This is a genomic window from Enterobacter sp. CPE_E863 (assembly GCF_046521465.1).
Classification (GTDB): domain Bacteria; phylum Pseudomonadota; class Gammaproteobacteria; order Enterobacterales; family Enterobacteriaceae; genus Enterobacter; species Enterobacter adelaidei.
On the sequence record NZ_JBKFZX010000001.1, the window covers coordinates 2,164,785 to 2,188,489 of the forward strand.

Below are 23,705 nucleotides of genomic sequence, written 5' to 3' on the forward strand. Positions count from 1 at the left end.
AGTAAGATGAGCGCTTTCAAAGGAGACTCTTATGCTTACCGTGAAAAAACTTGCTCTGTCCACGCTGATATCCAGTGCATTACTTCTCTACCCTTCATTACAGGTTTTGGCAAATACGCCTCAGCACGTTGTTGAACAACCAGCTGGCGGATACCGCGTTCAGATCGGCGATATTATCGTCACTTCGTTTACAGACGGGAGCGTCGCTCAGGATCTGCATAAATTACTGCGCCGGACAACGCCACAAAAGATTGATGCTTTGCTCGCGAAAAATTTCCAGACCAACCCGGCTGAAGTGTCCATTAACGCTTTCCTGATAGCGATGCCCGGACACAAAATCCTGGTGGATACCGGCTCAGGCCAGCTCTTTGGCCCCGGTAACGGTGGACGTCTGATTGAGAGCCTTGCCACGCAGGGGGTTAAGCCGCAGGATATTACCGAAATCCTGCTCACTCACGTCCATTCCGATCATGCTGGCGGCCTGGTGAAGGACGGTAAAGTGGTGTTCAGCAACGCGCGCGTTTTCGTTGGAAAACCGGAAATCGACTTTTTCTTTAATGACGATAATCAGAAAAAAACAGGCTACGGCAAGAACTACTTTGACGTCGCTCAGAAAACGTTAAAACCTTACCTTGATGCAGGCAAAGTCGTGCCTTTTTCTGGCACTTCCGAGCTTATTCCAGGCATTACCGGCACGGTACATCCCGGCCATACACCGGGATCAGCCTTCTATACGCTGACAAGTAAAGGCGAGAAGATCACCTTCGTGGGCGATATTATTCATGCTGCGGCGGTCCAGTTCCCGCAGCCCGACGTGACTATCACCTACGATGAAGATCAGAACAAAGCGGCACGCGTGCGCGAAGAGGCGTTTGCGGGCTTTGTGAGAAATAAAGACCTGGTTGCCGCGCCCCATCTACCGTTCCCGGGTATCGGCTATGTCACCAAAGGCGAAAACGGCGGCTATGGGTGGGTGCCTGTCACCTATACCAACCGGGACGCCAGCCGTGCGGAATAAGCATCAGCGCGGGATGTCATTGCCGCTTCCCGTGCTTTCTTGTACCCTTTCACCGGTTAACCCAACCCCATTAAAATTGAGACATCCGGACGCTTATGACTGCACACATTTCTAACGATCCTTTGCATGGCGTAACGCTGGAGATGATGGTCAACGCCCTGGTGGCGAAATATGGCTGGAACGAGTTGGGCGACCGAATCAAAATTAACTGTTTCAGAAAAGATCCCAGCGTTAAATCGAGCCTGAAATTTTTGCGCCGTACCCCCTGGGCACGCGCGGAAGTCGAAGCCCTGTATCTGGACTCCCTCAACGATGAAGGACACGCAGAACAGGAAACGCCCGCCTTTAATCCCTGGGCTAACAGTCGGATTATCAAGAGCTAATACGCAAATGACGCGACATGTAAAACGGATTGGTGCGCTGGCTGGCTGCGCACTTTTACTTGTGAGCTGCTCCTCAAAACCACCGAAATCACTGATTACTCCCCTTCCTGGCGTGAGCGAACCAACGCAGCAGGCCAACGAGCCGATGCGCGGGATCTGGCTGGCGACCGTCTCCCGCCTCGACTGGCCCCCTGTCGCATCAGTGAATGGACGAAGCGCTGACCAGCGTATCGCGATGCAAAAACAAGCACTGACCAGCAAGCTCGACAATCTTAAGCGGCTAGGAATTAACACTGTCTTTTTCCAGGTGAAACCGGACAGCACGGCCCTCTGGTCGTCAAAAATTTTACCGTGGTCAGATATGCTGACGGGCAACATCGGCGAATATCCTGGATACGATCCGCTGCAGTTCATGCTCGATGAAGCGCACAAGCGCGGCATGAAAGTGCATGCCTGGTTCAACCCGTACCGCGTATCGACAAACACGAAACCCTCGACCATCGCCGCCCTGAACCGGACGTCATACCAGACCCCGTCCAGTGTCTATGTCCAGCACCCGGAGTGGGTACGCATTTCAGGCGATCGTTTCGTACTCGACCCGGGCATTCCGGAAGTGCGCGACTGGATCACCCGAGTGGTCACCGAAGTGGTTGCAAACTACCCGATAGACGGCGTGCAGTTTGATGATTACTTTTATGCCGAATCACCCGGTTCGGCGCTCAATGACGCGCAGACTTACCGGCAATACGGCCAGGGATTTGCCTCAAAAGCTGACTGGCGAAGACATAACACGCAGCAGTTGATCGTGCAGGTTTCCCGCGCGATTAAACAGACAAAACCCGGCGTTGCGTTTGGCGTCAGCCCGGCTGGCGTGTGGCGTAACCGTTCATTTGACCCGGCAGGCTCGGACACACGGGGTGCTGCAGCCTATGATGAATCCTTCGCGGATACACGTCAGTGGGTACAACAAGGTTTACTCGACTACATCGCCCCCCAGATTTACTGGCCTTTCTCCCGGGATGCGGCGCGCTACGACGTGCTGACCAAATGGTGGGCAGATGTCGTGAAATCGACTCACACTCGCCTGTATATCGGCGTTGCGTTCTACAAAGTGGGTGAACCGTCGAAAAATGAACCGGACTGGATGGTTCAGGGCGGTGTACCGGAGCTGAAAAAACAGCTCGATCTGAACGATTCGCTGCCCAATGTGAATGGTACGATCCTGTTCAGGGAAGATTACCTGAACCAGCCGCAGACCCAGCAAGCAGTCAACTACCTCAGGGGGCGCTGGGGTAGCTAAGAGAATATCAGGCAGAAACGTCCCGTTTCTGCCTGTTTTCGCTTATGGCTTCGGCCCGAACATCGCCTCAAGCTGTTTTTCATCCGGCATACCCACCACCTGCTGAAGCTCATTTTCCGCATTCAGATAATAAATGGCTGGCGTGGCGTTAGCGCCCAGAGCGTCCATTAATGTCTGGTGTTTCTGCAGTATTTCAACGGTTTCACGGGATGCGCTGCCTTCTGGTTTTGGCAATTTTTTGCCGCCAGATAATTCGTAATCACGCCAGGCCGAGACCGGATCTTTCGCATTCAGTATGGCGGCAGCATTACGTCCGCTGTTGGGGTTGAGAAACGCCACCAGCAGCGTATTGAGCTGAACGTTACCGGCCTTCACCCACGGTTGCGCCTCTGACCAGAACTGTTTGCAGTACGGGCAGAACGGATCGGCAAAGACGAACACTTTACGCGGAGCGTTCTCCGCCCCTTCTTTCAGGGGGTGCGCCGCGTTAAGCTTTTTCCACATTTCACGTCCCATCGGGGCATAGATCTCTTTCTGGAAATATTCTTCGCTGAGGTTTTTTCCTTTGTCATCGTACAGATACCCCGAGATCACGTGCTTGCCGTCCGGCGTTAAAAAGAGCGTCACGCCCATATCCTGATATTGTCCAAGCCAGGCTGGCACACCGCCAGGTGCATCCAGTTTCTTAATGATTTTGATGTCCTGCTGCTCGCTGAAGTGTTTTACCACATCCGGTATGGCTTCAGCCGCCTGCGCCAGCCCTGACGATACCAGCGCTGAAAGTAACAGTAATTTTTTCATTTCCCTCTCCGGTTTATCGGGGGCATCAAGCCCCCTTTCAGGTTAGCGGTTTTTCAGTGCGTCACTGACCATTTCATCGAACTGTTCAAACGGGACCCAGCCGGGAAGCAATCCCTCGCCGATAAGCGTGGCGGGAGTGCCCTGAATCCCCATTTTCTCTGCAACGATCAGGCTGCGCTTAATCGTCATCAGGCTCTCCTCATCTGGCGTCGTGACACTCACCCCTGCCCGTTTTTGCGCCTCCTGAATGCTGGCGTCATCGTGGTACCCCTTTCTGGCCATCAGGGTATGGTTCAATTTCATAAACTGCTCCGGATGCGCGCGCCAGAGCGTTAAGGCGTCACGCGCTGCGGTCAGCGAACTTTCCGAGCGGAAAGGCAAAAACTTAAAGACCACTGCGACATCCGGGTATTTTTCGACAATTTTCTCCATGTACGGGTCGAATTTCTTACAGTACGGGCAGTTGTAGTCCGTAAAGACCACCAGGGTCAGTTTTGGGTTTTTCGCGCCGATGCGCGGGGAGTTCGGATCATTAAACAGGAAATCAGAGATCATCTTCTGCGCACGTTGTTCCTGGTCCGGCGTCAGGGGTGTTGCCGCCATCACCTGAACAGAGGCCAGAAGTAGCAGCAGCGTAATAAGGATTTTTTTCATAAAACGGTTAGCCTTTTGCGTTGTTCAGGGTAGTGACAAGGGTGCGCTTATCCAGCAGCGGCGAGAGGATCTCCCCGTCCGGGATACCGGGGCCATACACCTCATTAAACGGAATGGCGTAGCGATTTCGCTTCTCAAGAAACGCAGCGATAAGCGCGGAAGGCTGGCTCCAGTCTCCGCGCAGGGCCACTACGTCCGGCTGACTCAGTGCGGCAATGATGTCCGGCTGATTCAGTACCCGATGCTCGTTAACCTTACAGGTTACGCACCAGTCGGCAGAGATATCCACAAACACCCGTTTCCCCTGCGCAAGCGCCATCTGGATGGCCTCTTCACTTAGCGGCTGCCACGGGATCGTCTGCTCCACACTTTGCGTTGCGAGAACAGGTGATGCGTTAAGCAACCCGCGCAGTTGGTATCCACCAAATACCGACAGGGAGATCACCACCAGCCAGAACAGTGGCGAGGACCTTTGCCCCTTCAATGCAAAAAGCGCCAGTGCGACAACAATCAGCACCAGCATCACGATCTGACCAATCGTATCACCCAGATGCAGGTTCAACAGCGTCGCCAGCCAGAGGCTGGAGGCCAGCATCATCAGGCCCAGGATCACCTTAAGCGTGTTCGTCCAGCGGCCGGGTTTCGGCAGCAGCATGGCCGTTTTGGGCACCAGGGCGACGAACAGCCACGGCAAACTCATTCCCACGCCGAGCATCAGAAAAATGAGCCACAGGGTCTGCAGCGGTGCGCCGAGGGCAAACGCCACGGCAGTACCGAGGAATGGCGCGGAGCACGGCGTGGCCAGCAGCGTGGCGAACATCCCTTCACAGAAACTGCCGCCCAGCCCCGCGCCGCCTGTTGCGGCCAGGCGTCCTGCGGTAGCAGAAGGCAGCAGCATCTCAAACACCCCAAACAGATTCAGCGCGAAGAGGAAGGTCACGGCGATCATCAGGCCGATAAACCACGGGTTCTGGAACTGAATACCCCAGCCCAGAGATGCCCCGGTCAGCTTAAGCGCAGTCACCATCGCGGCAAGCAGCATAAAGGAGGTGAGGATCCCGGCGCTGGTTGCCAGAAAACGCAGCCTGATCGTTCGTTTGTTCGAGCCTGCATGCAGGATACTGTTGAGCTTCATACCCATCACCGGCAACACGCAGGGCATCAGGTTCAGGATCAGCCCGCCCAACAGCGCAAAGAGCATCATTTTGCCCGTGCCGGGCGCTGCGGACGCAGCAGGCGTTGATCCAACCGTCATTACGGTTTGCTGGGCTTTACTGCCATTAGTCAACACAAACGACAGAGCTTTACCTGCCAGCGAGGTGGGCTTATCTCCCCACTCATCGGTGACGGGAACGGTCACCCGAAGCTGATGGCCGTCGTGTTTAATGACGGGTTCTCCCGGAAGAATATCCCCCTCCAGCGGGTCAAAATAGATCCCCGGATTGTCCCACTTTCCTTCCGTTGTCCCTGTAATGACCAGATTGCCGTCCGCCAGCCAGGCGGTGAGGTCAGATGAAACGCCAGACGAGCCGGGCATAGAGCGCATCGCATGGTCAAAAGCGTCACGAAAACCTGCATCGACCGGCTGGGTAAAATCAAGATGCAGCGGGTAGTCCGTCAGCAGACAGACGTTACTGCACGTGGAGAGCGTCAGCGTTCCGTCGAGCGCGTCTCCCTTCACCCCGTCGAGGACAATCGGGATCGTGACCTTGTCGTGATATCCCTGCGTGGTCATGCCGGAGATATCGAAACGCGAAGGCACTGGCCAGGACCAGCTGTCCGTTACGCCTTCCGGCCAGCTGATTTTCGGCGCGACACCGCCCTCGCCCGGCGCACGCCAGTAGGTTTTCCAGCCGGGCTTTAGCTCGACGGTGAGCAAACCCTGAATGCGGTTTTGATCCCTTTCCGCCTGAAAGCGGATACGGGCGTGATCGTTTTGTGGGGAGACCTGCCAGCCAGTGTCTGCCGCATGGGTAATACCGATGCAGGACAGCCACAGGAAGACGAACCCCCTGAAAAGGTTAAACATGTTTTACTCCGTGAATAGTGAAAATTATCGTGTGGTGACGATGTTTTTCATTCACGGAAGACGCAGTTTTTAAGATGTATTCGGGGAGGCGGCGCCTGAACGGGTTGTTCTCTGGAAACAAATACCCGCCCCTGCGTAAACAGCTGCAGGAGGGCAAAGAAGATAATAATGGCCGGTAGCGCACCGTCGAAGAACAGCGGCTGCGCGCAGAGAAGCGAGTGTGCGCCCAGTTGACAAGGTGACGGGCCGGGCTGTTCAGTGTTGCTGTTTTGAGCTGGGGCGTCAGCTATCTGGGACGTTTGCGGATCCAGTCCCTGTAAAAAATGGTTGAGATACACCGCACGCTGCACGAGACAAAGTGCCATCGCGAGACAGGTGACGATCAAAAGCCATTTTCCGAGAAGCTGACGGTTGCGCATAACATTCCAGAGTAACAAGACGCCCCGATCATAAACGATAGTGATGAATCTACAAGTGCCGGAAGTGTAAGGTTTTGTCTGTCGCCGCTATTCACCGGTCAGCGCGTCATAAACATCCCGCAGCCGCGTACGCAGAAACAATACCGCCTTGTGCTTACGGGATAACAGCGCCTGCTCGCTGGCACCCGTCTCCTCTGCCAGCATTTTAATGCTGTAGCCGTGAAGCTCGGTCTTTTCGAATACCTCCCGCTGCGGCGGTGGAAGTTCAGACAACGCCTGTTCCAGTTCTTCCCACAACAGCGTTTTGAGATACTCCTCTTCCGGTGTCTGCGGCACACCGAACAGGGTTTCGGCCAGCTCGTCTTCCGGAAAACCGTCTTCATCGTCGCCCGTAAAATAGCCGGAGAGCGAAACCTCGCGTTTTTTCCGCGACCGGTCAATCATCTCATTACGCGCCGCGCGGAACAGCCACGCAGCAACGTTCTCGACTGGCTGTTCCACTTTCATCAGCTGATACGTGACTTCCTGCAAAATGTCCTCGGCATCATCACGGACGGACGTGCGCCCGCGTATGAAGGCTTTCAGCCTGGCGCGACAGGCATTGAGCGCCGACATCAGCATGGATCCGCCCGCCTCCCCGGCTTTCATTTCGCTCACTCTGCTTCCGGCGTTTTTGGCGCGTTGTCATCGCGCTTATCGTCACGATGGCCGTGCCAGCCGCAGTGACCGCGCCCGTGGCGACCAAACCCTTCGCGACGCTGCTGAATAAACGCCTCGCGCTGTTCGGGGGTCATGTTCATCCAGCGCTCGTGCATCCGGCGGTGCGCGCCAAACATCCCGGGACGGAAACCTAGCCCGCCAAACAGAATGCGGCTCAGCACCAGTATGCCCAGCGCCTGCCAGAACCCGATGGCTTTCACGCCGAGGATCGCCGGAAGCAAGGCGTTCCACAGGGACATTACCAGCAGGCCGAGTGCAACGAAGATCACTGCGCCGATGACTAAACCCTTGCCCATACGGTGGCGACCGAATCCGCGTCCGTGACCTTTGTCGTGCATATCAAAATCTCTCATGGTGTGTACCTCGTTTACAGTAACTGATTATGGCTTGTGATGAGGTAGACGAATGAGGGAGGGAAATATTGCTGGGATGAATAAAAAATTTTTGTGCTGACGAATTTGAATACATAGCGCTCACTGCTGGCTGGAGCTATCTCAGTACGGTCAATCTTCCGGCATGGCAGATTATCCTGATCGGATAGCAATCGGCAGGCTTGCCCGAATCATCGCGTTCATTGCTTAAGCCCTTTATCCGGGTTGCACTGCATATGATCCCAGCCTTTATAATTTCTGACTTCAGGTACATGAGTCGGCAAGTTTTGCCAGTTTGTCAGATATTGGTCAGTCAGTTGGTCGATTGTTTTGGGTGGGATATATGACAGCCCCCATTTTGGCCCGGCAGAACCGGGGGCCATATGATGTTTATCACCATCTTCATCGACATAATCAACGCCGGTGCCCCCGGGTAAAATTCGCGGATCATCGAAGGGCTTTGAACTCATGTAAAGATTGCCCTGGCGAGTAAGCAAAAATCCCTGATCGTTAACGACCGTGAACGAGAGCATATTTTCTCTGGATGGACTGTTTGAGCCATCCGGTTCTACCGTATGAAAACCGGTGTTGAATGGCGCAACTTGCCAGGTTTCACCGTAATCTTTTGAAACTGCGAAGGCATCTGTATCCCATCCGGGAATGGCAATATAACGCTCGGAGGGATGCACGTACTTGTCAGCAAATGCCCGGTAAAACTGGCTGGCGACTTCAGAGCGGATACCGCGCACCGGGTCAACGTAGTACAACGCGCCCTGGCAGTTCCAGCCCGTCAGTTCCAGGTAGCGATGATCGTCAAAACGGTAAATCACCTGCGTCGGCGCGTCCTGTGCCTGTGTGCATCCCGCCATCAACATCAGCCAGGCCAACGTTGCGTGGGCAACTCCTTTATTCATCATCCGACTTTCCTTCTCGGTTCAGTGGGTACGGTGTTAAATCCTTCAACGGCAGGCTTGCCTGAATCAGAGTGCTCATTGCTTAAGCCCTTTATCCGGGTTGCACTGCATATGATCCCAGCCTTTATAATTTCTGACTTCAGGTACGTGAGTCGGCAAGTTTTGCCAGTTAGCTAACTCAGAAGCTGTTAGATATTTAAGAGACTTCGGTGGAAGGTACGATAGCCCCCAGGTTGCACCAGCAAAACCCGGTCGAAGGCGATGTTTATCACCATCTTCATCGACATAATCAACGCCGGTGCCCCCGGGTAAAATTCGCGGATCATCGAAGGGCTTTGAACTCATGTAGAGATTGCCCTGACGAGTAAGCAAAAAACCCTGATCGTTAACGACCGTAAACGAGAGCATATTTGGTAATGACTCCAACTTACTGATAGTGTTTTATGTTCAGATAATGCCCGATGACTTTGTCATGCAGCTCCACCGATTTTGAGAACGACAGTGACTTCCTGCCCAGCCTTGCCAGATGCTGCCTCAGATTCAGGTTATGCCGCTCAATGCGCTGCGTATATCGCTTGCTGATAACGTGCAGTTCTCCCTTCAGGCGTGATTCATACAGCGGCCAGCCATCCGTCATCCATACCACGACCTCAAAGGCCGACAGCAGGCCCAGAAGACGCTCCAGCGTGGCCAACGTGCGTTCACCGAATACGTGCGCCACAACCGTCCTCCGTATCCTGTCATACGCGTAAAACAACCAGCGCTGGCGTGATTTAGCGCCGACGTAACCCCACTGTTCGTCCATTTCCGCGCAAACAATGACGTCACTGCCCGGTTGTATGCGTGAGTTTACCGACTGCGGCCTGAGTTTTTAAGTGTCGTAAAATCGTGTTGAGGCCAACGCCCATAATGCGTGCACTGGCGCGACATCCGACGCCATTCATGGCCATATCAATGATTTTCTGATGCGTACCGGGTTGAGAAGCGGTGTAAGTGAACTGTAGCTGCCATGTTTTACGGCAGTGAGAGCAGAGATAGCGCTGATGTCCGGCAGTACTTTTACCGTTACGCACCACGCCTTCAGTAGCTGAACAGGAGGGACAGCTGATAGAAACAGAAGCCACTGGAGCACCTCAAAAACACCATCATACACTAAATCAGTAAGTTGGCACCATTACCGCATATTTTCTCTGCCTGGTCTGGTTGTTCCATCGGGTTCAACGCTATGCGTAGCCGGGGAGAATGGTGCTGACTGCCAGGTTTTACCGTAATCTTTTGAAACTGCAAAGGCATCCGTATCCCAGGACGGAATGGCAATATAACGCTCGGAGGGATGCACATACTTGTTCGCAAATGCCCGGTAAAACTGACTGGAAACCTCTGAACGTATACCGCGCTGCGGGTCAATATAGAATAATGCCCCCTCACAGTTCCATCCCTTCAACTCCAGGTAACGATGATCATCAAACCGGTAAATCACCTGCGTCGGCGCGTCCTGTGCCTGTGTGCATCCCGCCATCAACATCAGCCAGGCCAACGTTGCATGGGCAACTCCTTTATTCATCATCCGACTTTCCTTCTCGGCTCAGAGGGTACGGTGTTAAAACCTTCAACGGGAGGCATCGGCCATTGCAGATTTGTCACTTCACGGTTATAGACTTCCGGGTAGCGGGCGGGGATCACTCGAGTTGCATTCATAAACTGGTTCACTACACCAAACTCGCCGGTAGGCAAGACTGAACCTGGCTTGTTCATGAATTTTTTGGTGGTTTCAGAAGGTAGTTCGCCTGATCTGTAGTATTTCGATGCATCACGATCATCTGACCAATCACTGCGCCAGTCGGCAATACGCAGTAATTTCTTCCAGAATGCACCATGCTCAAAATCAAACGATTTGCACGGACCTATAGCCAGGTCATAGGCCATCGCCAGTTCCGGTACTTTAGGTGACATAACGATGGACGAATGCTGACTGAACATCACATCGTCTGAAGAACTGAACAGCTTGTGCAGTTCGGCTTCGGTCAAATTCCGGCGTACAACGATTTTTTTGTTGGCATCGTTAACACCGGTGATTTCACCGCTGACGATATCGATATTGCGCCAATACTCAAGCGTGTTGATTTCGCTTTTCGTCAGGACATGGCCGGGCCGTAGATGTTTGAACGGTTCAAACGGCGGGCAGTCGAAAACGTCCTCCTTAGTTCGCCGGGAGTTGCTGGTTGCTCCCGCTTTGGCGTTATACGAAACCATAACGTCATTTCCCCCTGCAGGGGCTTTGTAGGCGTTGTCTTTGTCCGTACTAGTATCGAGAGGGTTTAGTTGCCCCATGAGAGTGAAAATAAACGGCTCAGGCAGGGCTTCACCGTTTGGAACCACATCGCTGTAATCCCAGCTTGCGTTCGTCAATGCGGAATAAGCGAAATCACCTTTCCCCACAGCAGGCTTACGGAACGGTTTTCCATCTGGCGCATGACCAACACTACTGTTCTGGAAAAAAACGCGCTGGCGTAAATTGGGGATGGTGTCGGCCAGCTTTTGTGGAACCCCGCGCCAGCCGAAACCCTGAACAGGAAGCAGTGATACGGTCCCATCATTCGGGCAGAAATAGTTATAAACTTTGCCGAAGTTATTGCGCTGATTTAAAGGTGAATCATACCAGTTACTGCTGAACTCCTTGCGCGGAAGCGTCATCGTGTCGAGCAGCGTTTTTTGATCTGCGGCGGTCATTAACCCGTCACCGCTGGACGCAAATTTTTCATTCGTCGCCATCAGACGGCAGAAATTCACAAAGGTTTGCTGCCGGGCGGCATCTGTCTGGTGATGACCTGGCTGACCGTTCTCCAGCCAGCGATTTTCGAGCGAATACGGGGAGTGATTGAGGATCACGCAATCAGCCGGAGGCTCCCCCGCCTGCTTAACCAGCATGTTTGCCAACATGGTGATGATGGTTCCCTGGCTATGCGCAACGACATTAATTGTGTCTTTGGCGGTAGGCTTATTTTGGCGAATGGTTAAAATCAGATTTGCCAGCCGTTGTGCGGCATAGAACTGATAAATACGGTGTGGGTTGCTGTATACCGGGTGGGTAAAGTCACCGCCGTTTGCCAGTTCAGTACGACTCAAAAAGCCGACCGCACCAAGCGCTGCGCCCCCTGCTCCCGGGCCAAGCATATCAGGGATGCTGGTCGTGGCATTGGCAAACGTTCCACCTCCCCAGACGCCATTTAGGTCCAGAGTATTGTGAAAGCAGTCCATTGCATACTTACCGCCGAATCGTTTCAGGATCGCCGGGTCATTTTCGCGATAAGCATCATACGGTAAGGGGGTTTCTGCGTTATTGCCGCTGTTGCGCATGGCTTCACGGTACTGCCGCTGGTCATCCTCCCACATAGCCTTATCAACCGGGCGATATCCCCAATAAAACGGGATCACTGGTGAGCGCACGGGAGTATTTGAGCAGATCATTTGCTTTTTCTGTGAGTCAGGACAATCCTCCATTACCCCATCCGCATTTCGGATTTTGTAGGTTTTTTCTTCCCACTCATGCGGCCATAAGTCATCGCGACCCAGTCGCTTTTTCAACCCTTCGATGATGCCGCGCTCCTGGTTCTGATAGGCTTCCCCCACGTCATTCACACCATGAACCAGGATCACAATGCCTGGCATTGGACGATGTACAGGGCAGTTCGTGGTGTACATCGGTTTACCGGCATTAACCGGAACACCGATACACTGCTCCGCCAGGAAACGTTTGTTGTGTGCGCCGAAACTTTGCGGATCCTGAGACTCTGGAGCCTCATCAAATGGGTTGGCGTTCTGCGCATCAGATGACTCACTCATACGGTTCCCTCCGGGGCTTCTAACTCATGGACTAATTCGAGTGACCAGGTATCAAGTTCAGACGTGTTAAGTAGCGGTGATTCGCCGTTATCATCGGTGATCCCCTCGATGACTTCGCCCTTTTTATGGAGCCTGAAGCGTTGACCTTTAAGAATATGATCCGGATCGTCGGGGGCATGTAGCCGGAACTGCTGAGCCAGCTCGCCTTCTGAAAAGGTAGGCTTCAGATGGTCAAGACTTGCTTTCGCCATGTAATCGACGGCGGGCGCTTTTATACGGATGTAATGCGGGGCAATGAACTCCATTTCACCCTTCTTAAGGCGAATGCCTGCACCTCCGCACATCAACAGCAATTCATCTTGCGCATTCAGTACAATTTTGCCCTGAGAGCTGGTGAGGTTAATGTTCTGATTCGCGACGACGTTAATTTCCCCCTTCTGTGCACTCAGCCGAATAGACCCTTTTGCAGCGGTAAACACCATCCCTGCTTTACGGACGAATACGGAGAAGACTTCCCCAGCGGCCAGAGTCATGCGCCGGAAGGCGTTAGCATTCATGTCCTGCCTGGACGTTGTGGTCATATTCTCCCCGGCATGCAGCAAGACTGATTTAGGGGATGTGAGAGCTATGCCGGTTTCACCATGAAGAGAGAGCGTGGCATCTTCTGGTTTTGCTACTCGCTGCCGAAATTCAGTCACCGACGATAGATCGGCGGCTGGCGTATCTGCTATTTCCGAACAGGCCTGAAGCGAACGGGCCAGTTGTAACGCAGATTCAAGCTGCGCTATGGTCGCAGCCATGTCGTTCTGATTGCCGGTTGCTTTTAGTTTCGCCTCTGTGGTGATGTGAAAGCCTTCAGCAGAACGAAGCGAAGCTTGCTTGTCGGTGCGTAACTCAACGCCTTCCCCGCGCCGCTTACCACTGGCATCGACCAGGTGTCCTAAATTCAGTTGCGACTTGCCGTACTCCGTCGCGACTTTGATGTGTTCATGGTTTTTCTTATCCTCCATCCGAAATTTGTTATTTCGTGGAGTCCTGATGACGTTGCGTGTGCTGTTGCGGTCAGTAACTAAATCAGGGTTTATTTCATCATGGAAGGCATGGGCAATGAACGGTCGTTCCGGGTCGCCATTTTCAAACGCAATGCCAACTTCTGTATTATCGAGCAGGGGAAAATGTATCCCATAGGTATCACCGGCGTACTGCCGCCCTAACCTGACAGGCATACTCTCCAGCCCCTTTTTCCATTCAGCCTGGTCAAAGTTAAACTGCACCCGATAACGACCCTGATTATCTATCCGCGAAAGCTGATCGTTAATGCTTATCCCCGACACTCTCGCCGGGATTGTACCTGTGATGATGGGGCGTGGGAGACGTTCAGGGCGATAACACCAGATTTCGCTGAATGGAATTCCTTTAATTTCACTTTGAAAACTGCTCTTGCGTGAACCTGTGGAGCGGATGCTGGTGACAACCATCCCTTCGTCAAAGGCTGCTGGTTTATTGCCGGTGATATCGAGATCGAATCCAGGCACAATAGCGGGATCGTCGGCTACGGCTTCCAGCGTAATCATATTGGTAAGCAGGCATTCATGACGAATTCGCGCATAGTGCCAACTGGTTTCGGCGTGTTGGCCTTTGCCTATGGCATAACGATCACCGGATGCCAGATGATTATCCGCGTAGTGATATTCGCCACCGTAAACCAGTTCCGACTGGCGTGATTTATCGGCCTGTGTTTCGAGTGCTCTGTAATTCCGACTCTCCCGATAGTTGTAGTTACGCACATCGACCGAGCCAGGAACGATGGTATGCCTGGTTGTCATTTTTCGCAGGCTGTAGATATTACCTACGGTTCCAGCAGGGTTGATTGCTGCGATCTTATGGTTGTGTACATAGTGCGCCCCGGAATCTCCGAACACGATAACAACAATATGGTCATGATCGGGATGTAGCTCAAACCGGAACCATATACCCACTTCAGACAGCAAGCGCTGGATGAACCCCAGATCGCTTTCTTTCCACTGAACAATCATTTCCCGCGGCGGATATTCCCAGTGAAGCTGGTCAAAATTGATTTCATATCCCTCAAAACCGTGTTCTTTAAGGATGCGTTTAACCAGTTCTGGTACAGATACATTCTGATAGATAGCGCTGCGATAGCGGGCGTTAAGAAGCGCCAGAGGATGTTCCAACACAGCTTCGTACAGCGTTTCTTCAACGCTGCTGCTGATTCTGCTGAGTTCAGTTATGACGCCAGGGATTTTACGCAAAGCGACCCATTTTTCACGATCGGGAAAATACTTTGACCATGCAGGGTTGGCGGCTCGAAGAATAAATGACGCTTCTTTCTGGACGATATGAAAAGCTTCAGCGTCGTCAGTGGTGGAGGTGAAACGGATTGTATATCGATACGGGGTACTCAGCGCTTCTTCACCGGTAAATGATTCCACATCAGCAATCAAGTCAGACCCGCTGATGGTCAGGAGGTATTTATTCAGGCTTTCTTCGGGATTGAAAACGACCGGTAAGTGAGAAAACCGTATTTCGCGTCCATTCATAAGCGTCCTTTTACAGTCACATGACCGATCTTTCCGCAATGGCAAATTTGCATTAAGTTCAAAGCAGGTGGCAAACTATACAACCAAAAACCTTATAATTTTAATGGCTATTTACATAAGTATGCTTTAGCGCAAATTTTGACATTTCACTCAAGGAGGGATTCGGATGAATCAGCGATTCATTTTAGTGGGTGATACCACGACTCACGGCGGCACAATCGTACAGGGTATTTACACGCACACCGTTGACCGTGCTGCAATGGTAGTTACCGGCCATAAGTTCAATTGCCCTCAATGCGGTAAAGAGGCCACATTAATTGGATCGAGCCATGTCACTGTTAATGGTCAACGTCGCGTTCTGCATGGAGATAAAACAACTTGTGGGGCAACGGTAATCGGTCAGTATAAAAGCAGTGTGTCAGAAACGGGAGCGAAAGGTTAAGGAAAATCACACGATCTCCCCGCGACATCAGACACAAAAAAGGCTCCCTCAGGAGCCTCCCTCCATTCAATTAAGCCTGCACCGGCAAACTAAAACTCGAAATACTTCTCGAAAGCTGCTGCGCCTGCTCTTCCAGCGATGCCGCGGCCGCGGCGGACTGTTGCACCAGCGCGGCGTTCTGCTGGGTTACGCCATCCATCTCGGTTACCGCCTGTCCGACCTGGCTGATCCCACGGCTCTGCTCTTCAGAGGCGACGGAGATCTGCTCCATCAGCGTATTCACTTTATTAACAGAACCAATAATGGAATCGATCACCTCGCCCGAACGGTTCACCAGCTCGGCACCGTTTTTCACGCTGGAAACCGACTGCGCAATCAGGCTCTCGATGTCCTTAGCCGCCACTGCGCTTTTCTGTGCCAGGGTGCGAACTTCACTGGCCACAACCGCGAAACCGCGTCCCTGCGTACCGGCGCGCGCCGCTTCAACTGCCGCATTGAGCGCCAGAATATTGGTCTGGAAGGCGATGCTGTTGATAACGCTGGTAATGTCTTCGATGCGCTTCGAGTTCGCCGCGATGGTATTCATGGTGTCGATGACTTCACGGGTCACCGCTTCACCGGTGTGGGCATTTTTCACCGCGTCCTGCACCAGTTTTCCGGCCTGATAGACGTTATCGGTATTGTTCGCCACGGTTGCGCTCAGTTCTTCCATGCTGGCCGCCGTCTGGGTTAACGCGGACGCCTGCTGTTCGGTACGTGACGCCAGGTCAATATTCCCGGAGGCAATCTCTTGCGCTGCGTGGGTCACGGTATGGCTCGCATCGCGCACCTGGGCGATGGTCGCAAGCAGCGCCTGGCGCATCTGCTCCATCGAACTCATAAGATGGTCGATTTCGTTGCCAGAGCGTCCCTTCACCGGCACCGGGATGTCCAGCTTGCCTGCCGCAATCTGGCTGCAGTGTTCGCGTGCCAGGTTTACCGGGGCAAACACAAAGCGCTTCATCAGCAGGCTGACCGCGACAATCACCACCACAAACAGGCAGGCGATAGCGGCAATCATCACCAGGCCGGAGATGAAGTTGCTGCTCGCATCTTCGTTCAGGCTTTTGGCGTATTTCTGGTGGACCGAAAGCACCTGGTCGAGAACGATCTCGTACTGGCGGTCGAGGCGGGACACGTTCGGGATCAGGGCGTTAAATTTGGCAACATCGTGCGCTTCGGCAGCATTGATCAGCGGTACCAGTCCCTGGTTGCGGTAGTTTTGCCAGGCATCCTGATAGGCACTCACCAGCGGCGCTTCATCCGTCAGACGCGGTGAATCCATAAAGGCAGCAAAGGCGTGGTCCGCTTTGGTCAGCGCCTCTTTCACTGCGGCAAGCTTCGCAGACTCATCTGCCGAGTTGCCCGCTTCCACCATCTTCACATACTCCATCACCCGAACGCGCAGGGTGCGGCTGTGGTTGATGGGGTCAATAATCGACAGCACAACCTGGATCTCTTTGTTCACATTATCCAGGGAATTATTACTTTTAATGATGAGGCCAACGCTGGTGACGGTGCTGACATCAAAGAAGAAAAGCAGTGAGAACAGGACAATCAGGGACGACTTTTTCAACGACATAGACCAATACCTCAAGGAGAATTATTCCTTATGGTTATCGGCGCATCCAAAACTTAAATTAATTAAAGTTATTGATGTATCGGTCAGAGCTATATAGATGACTTATAGCGTCGTTGCAGGGTGGCATCCAGCTTGCGCTGCAAGGGCTGTGGTGTCTCCCCTTCGATCAATTTGCTAATTAAATCAAAGCAGTGCCAGGCCAGCTGGCGGTTATCCTGACGAATGGTATCGACAGGGATCGTCAGCGAATCGTAGAGGTAGTGATCGTCAAAACTGGCTAACCTGATATCGCTTTGCAACAGGTAGTGTTGACCCATGTAGCGCAATACCCCTTCCAGCAGACCGCAGGCGGCGGTGAAAAGCGCTTTCGGCGGACGTCCCAGGCGGGCGCAAAGTTCAGCGAACATCTCGTATCCGGAGCTCGGATGATAGTTGCCGTGAATGATCCACTCCGGGCGCAGCGTTACATTGGCTTCACGCAAACCTTGCTTAAACCCTTCCAGGCGGTCGCGCGTCGGGGAAAGGCGTGGTTGACCGCCGAGGAAGTAAAACTCATCAGGATGCTGACGCGCTATGTCAGCCACCAGTTCCGTCGTCGGGGTAATGGAATCGGTGATCACCAGCGGCAGCGCGCTGTCGTTGATGTGGCGGTCAAAAAGGACAACGGGCAGTTGCTCACTCAGCTTGTGGTAGTCCGCATCGTTAAGCATGCTGGAAGCCACAATCAGCCCGTCCACCTGACGCGCCACCATGTTGTTCACCACTACCGTCTCCTGCCCCGGGTTTTCATCGCTACAGGAGATCAGCAGCTGAACGCCAGCCTCACGGCACAGCGTCTCCAGCTCGTGAGAAAACACGGCAAAACCGTAGTTGGTAATTTCAGGAACCACCAGCCCAATGGTGTGGCTACGGTTATCACGCAGCGACCGGGCATGAATGCTGGGCTGATAGTGGTGCTCTTTGGCAATCGCCAGCACGCGTTCACGCGTCTCTTCCGCTACGCGCAGCTCTTTGCTGCGTCCGTTCAGGACCAGGCTGGCGGTGGCTTTTGATACCCCCGCCAGTTCCGCGATGTCTTTAATGGTGACGCGTTTTGTTTTTCTCACAACGACTTAGATCCGGCTGCCAAAACCCTCATTCTATCATGCAGGCGCGCAGCGACCAGTAGCGTAATGTGATGACGGACTCACCTTCGAATCGTACACGGGCTGGATGGTCAGGAAAATAGCGGCTGCTCAGCACTCCTTCACCGTGGTTGATGAAAATTTCAACGCTGGAGCGGTCGCACAGAACGCGTAAATGGCTGACGTCCCCCAGCCAGTAGCGGGTCAATGTTTCCCCGGCTTTCAGACTGGCGCGTTCCAGACGCAGCCCCTGGCCATCGACCGTGAGACGCAAGGTTCCGCCGAAATCGACGTCCACGCGCGATGTACTCAGTTCAAACTCCAGACGCGTCGCATCCAGTTCTGGCGCATCACTGGCGAACCCCTGCCAGCGTCGTTCACCTTCACGCAGCGCTTCCAGTTCACGAGCTGGGGTCTGCCAGAGCTTGCCGTCGTGGTAGCGTAATTCGCGCGGACAAGTCATCTGGTGCATCCAGCCATGCGTTCGTGTTGGCTGAAGCATCTCTTCTCCGTCCGGCACGCCCATCCAGCCGATCAGAATGCGTCGACCATCTTCCGCCAGCGTCGTTTGCGGTGCGTAAAACTCAAACCCGGCATCCAGCTCATGCAGCTCACCGTGTTCAAATGCGGCGCGCGCATAGTCAAACGCCCCGCTCATCCATGCGGCTGGATAGGTGTTGAGGTAGCGATGTGGCTCGCGCGCCAGCCCCTGCGGACAGCAGATCAGAACATGCGTCCCGTCGAGGGCAAACAGATCGGGGCACTCCCACATATACCCTGCGTCCATCAGGCCGTTAACGCCGTGACCGGCGATCTCACCGCAGGACGCCCAGGTGTGCAAATCAGCGGATTTGAACAGCAGCACTTTGCCGCGTTTTTGCAGATCCTGCGCGCCCAGCACCATGTACCACTCCCCATTGTGCTGCCACACCTTCGGGTCACGCACGTGGCCGGTGTAACCTTCCGGTAGCGCAAGCACAGGTCCGAGTTTCTTAAAGCTGCCGTCCGGTTGTTCCACGGCCAGACACTGCCAGGCGGTGCGGTTGCCGTCATCGAATTTGACGTTGCCGGTGTAACACAGGGTCAAAACGCCCTCGTTATCCACGGCGCTACCAGAGTAGCAGCCGTTGCGGTCATACTCTTCGTCGGGCATCAGCGCCAGCGGCTCATGCTGCCAGTGCACCAGATCCGCAGAACTCCAGTGCCCCCAGCATTTAAACCGATGCTCGCAGTCCAGCGGGTTCCACTGATAAAACAGATGATAACGCCCGGCAAGCCAGATAAACCCGTTGGGATCGTTCATCAGCCCCGTCACCGGCGCGGCGTGCCATTGCGGATAATGGCTGTCTGCGAGCGCGCGCGGCTGGCCTTTCATAACGGCCTGCAGGATCGCAGGCCAGCGTGAAGGTAACGTCATTATTCTGAGTCCGTTTTATATTTCAGCAGCAGCGAGACGGTAAACGCCACGCCGAAGGCAATCACCATGCCGATAATATAGTTGAGCAGAGAGCTTGCCTGCACAATGGCCATACCTGGAATAGCGGTCAACCCAACGGCAGTCATATAAACATGCACTGAGACCACCCAGGCCCCGCCCACCGCACCGCCAATCAACGCGGCAATAAACGGTTTTACGAAACGCAGGTTGATACCAAAAATGGCCGCTTCAGTAATACCGAGCATGGCAGAGAACGCCGAAGGTAAGGTAATGGCTTTGATTTTGGCATCTTTGGTTTTGAACCACACCGCCAGACAGGCGCCGCCCTGTGCTACGTTCGCCATCGCCCAGATCGGCAGCAGGAAGTTAACGCCAATCGACGGGTTACCCAGCAGACCTGCTTCAATCGCGTGGAAACTGTGGTGAATACCGGTGATCACAATCACCGAATACAGTCCGCCGAACAGCAGCCCGGCGAGCCAGCCCGTGTGGGCGATCAGCGTGCTCAGAATAAAGGAGATACCGTCGCCCAGGGCGCGCCCCGCCGGGCCGATAATCAGCAAGGCGATAAATCCGGAGATAACGACGGTGAGGAACGGTGTCAGGATCAGGTCTAACGCATCCGGGATCGCGCGGCGCAGGTTTTTCTCCACGATGCTCATGAACCAGACGGCCAGCAGCACCGGGAAAACCGTGCCCTGGTAACCAATCATTGCGATCTCAAGGCCGAAGAAATTCATGGTGTGGAAACCGGACGCCACGCCCCAGGCGTTGGTCAGCGCCGGGTGCGTCAGAATGCCGCCCAGCGTCGCGCCGAGATACGGGTTGCCGCCAAATTCCCGCGCGGCGGTAAAACCAATCAGAATAGGCAGAATGATAAACGCCGCCGAGCTGCACATGTCCAGCATGATGTAGATGGCGTTATCCGCATTGACCCAGCCGTAGGTTTTCACCATACCGAGCAGGCCCATCAGCAGGCCGGACGCCACAATCGCGGGAATGATCGGCACAAAGATGTTGGAGAGCAGACGGGCAATGCGCTGGAACGGGTTCAGCTTGCGCGCCGCCAGATCCGCGGCTTCGGATTTACTGGATTCGCTAATCCCCGCAGCCTGAATAAACGCGGCATAAACCTTGTTGACCACGCCCGTGCCAAAAATCACCTGCATCTGCCCGGCGTTACGGAAACAGCCCTTCACGCCCTCGACCTTGCCGATAGCCTGCTGATCTGCCAGCGCGTCATCGACCAGCACCAGACGAAGACGCGTTGCGCAATGCGCCGCGCTGGCGATATTTTCCTTGCCACCGAGCAGCGGAATAAGCTCGCGGGCGATTTGATTAAAATCCATAGATACCTCTGCCTGACTTCTTTTTATGATGTGCGAAACGCCCCCGCCAGGCGGGAGCGTGATGGGTTAAAACCAGGTTTCCATCTGGACCCCAAAGTTCCATTCCCCGCCTGCGTTGAACCCGCTGCTGCCAAAGGCATCATCGCTGGCGTAATGATCCAGTTTGCTGCTCCAGTCCATCCAGGTGGCAAACAGGCGCAGCTCCGGACGGCTGAAGAAATCGCCGATTTTGCTCGCTTTTAACGTTGGGGCAAAGGTCAGCTTGTAGAAGCTGCCGTTGACGGCGTTGCGGTCCTTATAGCCTTCCGGGTTTAAATCCATGTACTGATAGCTTCCCTCAAACGCCAGGGCGAAGTTCTGCGTCACCTCTTTAATCAGGCGGGTGTTGAGCGTCACCCACTCATAGCTATCGCCCTTGACGTAACGATCTTTACTGCTTTGCGCCAGGACAGCAGGCGCAACGCTCCAGCCCCCGCCAATCGGCGTGACACCGTAACTTGCAAAGCGCCAGGTATTCGCCTCGGACAGCAGTGCGCCATCGGAACCGATGCTTTTCACTTCCGCACCCAGCCCGTGACCGTACAGCAGCGCCGTTTTGGCTGTCCCTTCCCGCAGGCCGTAGAAACTCTCATTGTGCAACCCGACCAGAGCATGAACGCCGGTATTGGCGGCGTCAGTTTTGATGAGATCGCCGTTGGTGTCTTTACGGTCGTCGTTATCTTTTGCCCGCAGGCCGCTTACCATCAGCTGGAACGGTCCGGCGAAGTGGTTCATGCTGAGGATATAGTTCTGAACGTTATTGTCGGTCTGCTCCACGCTGCCAAAGTTGCGGCCGTAAATTGAGAAGTTACTGCGCAGCGAATCGTTCCATCTCACGTCATACACACCGCCACCGGTACCGGCAAGGAACACGACGTCGGAATCCAGCCAGTGAATATCAAAGTTGTCGCGGTCAAAGCGTTTACCCGCCCAGAAGGTACTGCCCTTCAGCGCACCGGTGAAATCAGGCAAGTTGCCCAGCTCCGCAAAGGCCTGACGAATATTGAGATCGCTGGTATCGGCTGACCAGTCGTTATAAGTCCTCTGACCGTCGGCCAGCATCGCTTTGAAGCGCGTGGTCGCCCCGTTATCCAGGGTTTGTTTATGCTCCAGGTTCAGCTCAACGTAGGTATCGGCTTCGTTACCCAGACGCCCTACTGCTCCGCCCGTTTCCCCGGCGGGTGTCAGATAAGGGCCGCTTTTGCTGCTGGAGGCCGCATCGTTCATCAGCAGACCAGAACGGGCATAGCCGTGGAACTCAAACCCACCGCTTTGGTCCGCTTTTTTCTCCAGTGCGGCGGTGCGTTGAGCCACTTCCTGAGTTGTCGTTTGCGCCTGCTGCTGAGCCGCAACCAGTTGCTGCGTTTTTTGTTCTGCATCCGTCGCGCGTTTCTCAGCAACCTGTGCGCGCGTCTCCGCGTCCTGAAGACGTTGTTCCATCGCCGCAAGTCGCGCTTCGATGCTTGTCATATCCGTTTGGGCAAAAACAGAGGTACTTCCGGCCAGCATGCCTATCATCACGGCAAGTCTGCGTTTTTTATACATTTTGTCGCATCCCTAAAAGAAGTCATTAAACGTGCTAAATTGCTAAACAGGTTTAGGTTGCTGATACTAAACCTCTGAATTTTGGATCGGCAATCTTTTTTGCTAAACCGTTTTAGTAAGTGTGATCGAGGCGACAATTCAGGCCGCCGGATGGCGGCCAGCAATGGGAGGAATTACAGGCCGTGCTGATATGGCAGAGCCGTCATGGCGCCTTTTGCCGTGGTGGCTAACGCACCGCAGCGTTGAGCTAAAGCGATAACGGACGTCAACGGCTGACCGGCGGCCAGCCCGTAAAGCAGCCCCGCCACAAAGGCATCGCCTGCGCCGGTCGTATCGACACATTTCACAGGCGTGGCCGGATAGTGTTTCACGGTGCCCTCATGCCATGCGATGACGCCCTCTTTACCCTGTGTAACCAGCACCAGATGTGCCGGGCAGCGATTCATGAGCTTATCCAGACCGGTCTCCACCTGCGTTTCGCCAGTGAAAAAGGCCAGCTCTTCGAGAGAAAGTTTCACCACGTCTGCACCCTGCAGAGCGCGTTCGAGACAGCGGCGAAGCTCGTTCTCATCCTGCCAGAGGTCCGGGCGAATATTGGGATCGAAACTGACGTAACCACCCGCTTCCCGGATGGAGGCCATCGCCCTGAAGGTCGCAGAACGGCTTGGCTCTGCGCTCAACGCGATGGAACAGACATGCAGCCACTCCCCGGCGCTGAAGCTCGGGAGATCGGCCGTTTCCAGAAACAGATCGGCGCTCGGGCGCACCATGAAGGTAAACGAGCGTTCGCCGTGGTCATCCAGATCCACTACCACCGTAGAGGTACGATGCGCCGGGTCCAGGCGCATATACTTCACGTCGACTCGCTCGTCGGCTAATGTCTTAGACATAAAACGCCCGAACGGGTCATCGCCAACTCTGCCGATAAAGGCGCTTCGACCGCCCAGCCGGGCTATACCGACGGCGACGTTTGCCGGTGCACCGCCGGGACACTGCAGTAATCTGCCTTCGCCGTCAGGCAGCAAATCCACTACCGCATCGCCAAGTACCCAGATTTTTTTCATGTGATCCTCTTAGCTAAACATTGTTAAACCGTTTTAGCTATTTAAGCACAGGTCAGGAAAAGGGGAAATA

22 protein-coding genes are annotated in these 23,705 nt (G+C 54.2%); 4 read left to right on the forward strand and 18 right to left on the reverse strand.

Annotated features, from left to right (window positions below; all coding sequences use genetic code 11):
* Positions 1–31 precede the first annotated feature (31 nt).
* From ACLHV8_RS10670 to ACLHV8_RS10680, 3 genes are all read left to right on the forward strand, one after another.
* Entirely contained in the window at positions 32–1,018 is a 987-nt protein-coding gene (locus ACLHV8_RS10670; protein WP_208595227.1) for an MBL fold metallo-hydrolase, read from the forward strand.
* A 95-nt stretch (positions 1,019–1,113) separates the two neighbouring features.
* A complete protein-coding gene (locus ACLHV8_RS10675) occupies positions 1,114–1,401 on the forward strand; it encodes a VF530 family DNA-binding protein (protein WP_208595226.1) in 288 nt (95 codons plus the stop codon).
* A gap of 7 nt (positions 1,402–1,408) precedes the next feature.
* A complete protein-coding gene (locus ACLHV8_RS10680; protein ID WP_208595225.1) occupies positions 1,409–2,701 on the forward strand; it encodes a glycoside hydrolase family 10 protein in 1,293 nt (430 codons plus the stop codon).
* Positions 2,702–2,743: 42 nt separating this feature from the next.
* Here the strand turns inward: ACLHV8_RS10680 and dsbG are convergent, their stop codons facing one another.
* The 12 genes from dsbG to ACLHV8_RS10740 all read right to left on the reverse strand — a co-directional run bounded on the left by dsbG (position 2,744) and on the right by ACLHV8_RS10740 (position 15,013).
* Positions 2,744–3,502, reverse strand: a complete 759-nt coding sequence (gene dsbG / locus ACLHV8_RS10685; RefSeq protein WP_208595224.1) for a thiol:disulfide interchange protein DsbG — start codon at positions 3,500–3,502, stop codon at positions 2,744–2,746.
* 42 nt (positions 3,503–3,544) lie between these two features.
* Positions 3,545–4,156: a DsbA family protein gene (locus ACLHV8_RS10690; RefSeq protein WP_208595223.1), complete on the reverse strand. Its 612-nt coding sequence runs from the start codon at positions 4,154–4,156 to the stop codon at positions 3,545–3,547.
* Between the two features lie 7 nt (positions 4,157–4,163).
* Positions 4,164–6,185: a protein-disulfide reductase DsbD family protein gene (locus ACLHV8_RS10695; protein WP_410376884.1), complete on the reverse strand. Its 2,022-nt coding sequence runs from the start codon at positions 6,183–6,185 to the stop codon at positions 4,164–4,166.
* A gap of 47 nt (positions 6,186–6,232) precedes the next feature.
* On the reverse strand, positions 6,233–6,604 hold the full coding sequence (locus ACLHV8_RS10700; RefSeq protein WP_049007666.1) for a hypothetical protein: 372 nt from the start codon (positions 6,602–6,604) through the stop codon (positions 6,233–6,235).
* 87 nt (positions 6,605–6,691) lie between these two features.
* Complete coding sequence (locus ACLHV8_RS10705) at positions 6,692–7,252, reverse strand: RNA polymerase sigma factor (protein ID WP_128347773.1); 561 nt, start codon at positions 7,250–7,252, stop codon at positions 6,692–6,694.
* A 5-nt stretch (positions 7,253–7,257) separates the two neighbouring features.
* Positions 7,258–7,677, reverse strand: coding sequence for a hypothetical protein (locus ACLHV8_RS10710; RefSeq protein WP_208595221.1), 420 nt, complete (start codon positions 7,675–7,677; stop codon positions 7,258–7,260).
* A gap of 218 nt (positions 7,678–7,895) precedes the next feature.
* Complete coding sequence (locus ACLHV8_RS10715; RefSeq protein WP_244250164.1) at positions 7,896–8,612, reverse strand: hypothetical protein; 717 nt, start codon at positions 8,610–8,612, stop codon at positions 7,896–7,898.
* A 72-nt stretch (positions 8,613–8,684) separates the two neighbouring features.
* Complete coding sequence (locus ACLHV8_RS10720) at positions 8,685–8,954, reverse strand: hypothetical protein (RefSeq protein ID WP_208595220.1); 270 nt, start codon at positions 8,952–8,954, stop codon at positions 8,685–8,687.
* Positions 8,955–9,036: 82 nt separating this feature from the next.
* A protein-coding gene (locus ACLHV8_RS10725) for an IS1 family transposase (protein ID WP_174491968.1) occupies positions 9,037–9,733 on the reverse strand; the annotation gives its coding sequence in 2 pieces (ribosomal slippage) (positions 9,037–9,481 and positions 9,480–9,733; 699 coding nt in all).
* A gap of 50 nt (positions 9,734–9,783) precedes the next feature.
* Positions 9,784–10,176 (reverse strand): hypothetical protein, encoded by a 393-nt coding sequence (locus ACLHV8_RS10730; protein ID WP_208594935.1) that lies wholly within the window; start codon positions 10,174–10,176, stop codon positions 9,784–9,786.
* Positions 10,173–12,452, reverse strand: a complete 2,280-nt coding sequence (locus tag ACLHV8_RS10735; protein ID WP_208594936.1) for a DUF3274 domain-containing protein — start codon at positions 12,450–12,452, stop codon at positions 10,173–10,175. Before ACLHV8_RS10735 ends, ACLHV8_RS10730 begins: the two co-directional genes overlap by 4 nt.
* Positions 12,449–15,013, reverse strand: coding sequence for a type VI secretion system Vgr family protein (locus ACLHV8_RS10740; RefSeq protein WP_208594937.1), 2,565 nt, complete (start codon positions 15,011–15,013; stop codon positions 12,449–12,451). The genes ACLHV8_RS10735 and ACLHV8_RS10740 overlap by 4 nt, the downstream gene beginning before the upstream one ends.
* Before the next feature lie 166 nt (positions 15,014–15,179).
* On the opposite strand from ACLHV8_RS10740, the gene ACLHV8_RS10745 reads away from it, so the two are divergent.
* On the forward strand, positions 15,180–15,455 hold the full coding sequence (locus ACLHV8_RS10745; RefSeq protein WP_208594938.1) for a PAAR domain-containing protein: 276 nt from the start codon (positions 15,180–15,182) through the stop codon (positions 15,453–15,455).
* A gap of 70 nt (positions 15,456–15,525) precedes the next feature.
* Here the strand turns inward: ACLHV8_RS10745 and ACLHV8_RS10750 are convergent, their stop codons facing one another.
* The 6 genes from ACLHV8_RS10750 to ACLHV8_RS10775 form a co-directional block, all read right to left on the reverse strand.
* A complete protein-coding gene (locus tag ACLHV8_RS10750; protein WP_410376885.1) occupies positions 15,526–17,076 on the reverse strand; it encodes a methyl-accepting chemotaxis protein in 1,551 nt (516 codons plus the stop codon).
* An 89-nt stretch (positions 17,077–17,165) separates the two neighbouring features.
* Positions 17,166–18,182, reverse strand: a complete 1,017-nt coding sequence (locus ACLHV8_RS10755) for a LacI family DNA-binding transcriptional regulator (protein ID WP_208594939.1) — start codon at positions 18,180–18,182, stop codon at positions 17,166–17,168.
* A 28-nt stretch (positions 18,183–18,210) separates the two neighbouring features.
* Positions 18,211–19,617: a sucrose-6-phosphate hydrolase gene (locus tag ACLHV8_RS10760; protein ID WP_208594940.1), complete on the reverse strand. Its 1,407-nt coding sequence runs from the start codon at positions 19,615–19,617 to the stop codon at positions 18,211–18,213.
* The gene (locus tag ACLHV8_RS10765; protein ID WP_208594941.1) at positions 19,617–20,987 is read right to left on the reverse strand and encodes a sucrose-specific PTS transporter subunit IIBC; all 1,371 of its coding nucleotides are present in this window, start codon (positions 20,985–20,987) and stop codon (positions 19,617–19,619) included. The genes ACLHV8_RS10760 and ACLHV8_RS10765 overlap by 1 nt, the downstream gene beginning before the upstream one ends.
* Before the next feature lie 66 nt (positions 20,988–21,053).
* Entirely contained in the window at positions 21,054–22,571 is a 1,518-nt protein-coding gene (locus tag ACLHV8_RS10770; protein ID WP_208594942.1) for a carbohydrate porin, read from the reverse strand.
* A 173-nt stretch (positions 22,572–22,744) separates the two neighbouring features.
* Complete coding sequence (locus ACLHV8_RS10775) at positions 22,745–23,635, reverse strand: aminoimidazole riboside kinase (RefSeq protein ID WP_410376886.1); 891 nt, start codon at positions 23,633–23,635, stop codon at positions 22,745–22,747.
* Positions 23,636–23,705: the final 70 nt, after the last annotated feature.